Source organism: Brucella grignonensis (assembly GCF_002252505.1).
In the GTDB taxonomy this organism is placed as follows: Bacteria; Pseudomonadota; Alphaproteobacteria; order Rhizobiales; family Rhizobiaceae; genus Brucella; species Brucella grignonensis.
In genome coordinates this window covers 1-1,165 of record NZ_NNRL01000008.1, presented here as the reverse complement: position 1 = coordinate 1,165, position 1,165 = coordinate 1, and the positions used below count along the sequence as shown (strand labels likewise).

Here is a 1,165-nt window from a genome sequence, read left to right as displayed (position 1 = left end):
CCCGCTGGCTGTTCGCCCTTCTTCGGCTTCTTCGCCTCGGGCATGCGGAAGTGCACCGTCTGAACCTTCCCCTCGCGGTCGAGGTACAGAGCCGTATGGTCGGACTTGCCCGGCTTCCCATAGACGCGCTCGGCCTTCTTCGGCAGTTCCGGCTGGCCCCAGTTGTTGGTCTCGGTGATGACCCCCTTCTTGGGCAGGTTCTGCGTCATCCACTCCTGCTGTGCGCCCAGGAATGCCTCGACATCCGTCGTGTAGCGGCTGTCCTGATCGGCCGGTGCGAACAGGTCCTCGACCCAGGCAATGCCGTAGGCCTGCGCGAGCTCGTCGCCGAAGCTCGCATCGCGGGGATACATGCGGGTCTTCTGCAGGCCCTGCGCCACGCTCCACCAGGAGACCTGCGGGTCGGCCTTCGAGGGCTTGTGCTTCTTCCAGACCTCCTTCTGGTCGTCGAGCGAGGCGGAGGCGATAGTGCGCAACTGGCTCTCATTGGGCATATCGCCCTTGGCCATCTGATCGAGCATCGCCGGCAGGACATTGGCGAGCAGACGCAGCTTGCGNGCCAAAGCGACCGCGATCGCTTCCTCGGTCCAGCCGAGCGCGACCAAGCGTTCGATCGCCCGCCACTGATCGACGGGATTGAGCTGTTCATGCGCCAGTGTTTCGGCGAGCGAGCGCATGGCGCCGCCATCTTCGGCGCGTTCGATCACCAGCACGGCGATCTCTTCAAGGCCTGCGGCAATGGCCTGCTTGACGCGGCGATGGCCGGCATCGATGACGAACCCGTTGCCGCTGTTCGGTTCCGGTGCAACGACAGGCGGCTGCACGATACCGACGGCGCGGATGGTCGCCAGCAGCAATGCGTCCGCCTGCGGGCTCGACTTGGAGCGTCGCGCCTTGTCGGGGTTTCCCTTCAGCGCGCGCGGATCGACAAACTTCAGTTCCATGGAAATGCTCCTTACGGGGTTGCCGGACACAGCCAATCGCTGCGTCCTTTCTCGTCTTCCTCTCGAAGACACCCCCCCGGCCCGCGGAGCGGACGGGCCGGTGCAACTGCGGCCGAGCATCCCTGCCCGGCAGGACCAGCGGGGCTAACAGCCCTGCGAAGGCCGACGCGGCCGGGATCGCGAGCCGGCGCGGTTGAGCGCAAGCGTCAGCGGTCCGACCG

The 1,165-nt window shown here is 66.2% G+C and carries 1 protein-coding gene; it reads right to left on the bottom strand.

Annotation, left to right across the window (positions count from 1 at the left end):
* A partial coding sequence (locus tag CEV33_RS00145; RefSeq protein WP_167388066.1) for a ParB N-terminal domain-containing protein occupies positions 1-944 on the bottom strand: 944 nt, incomplete at its 3' end.
* Between the last annotated feature and the right edge of the window lie 221 nt (positions 945-1,165).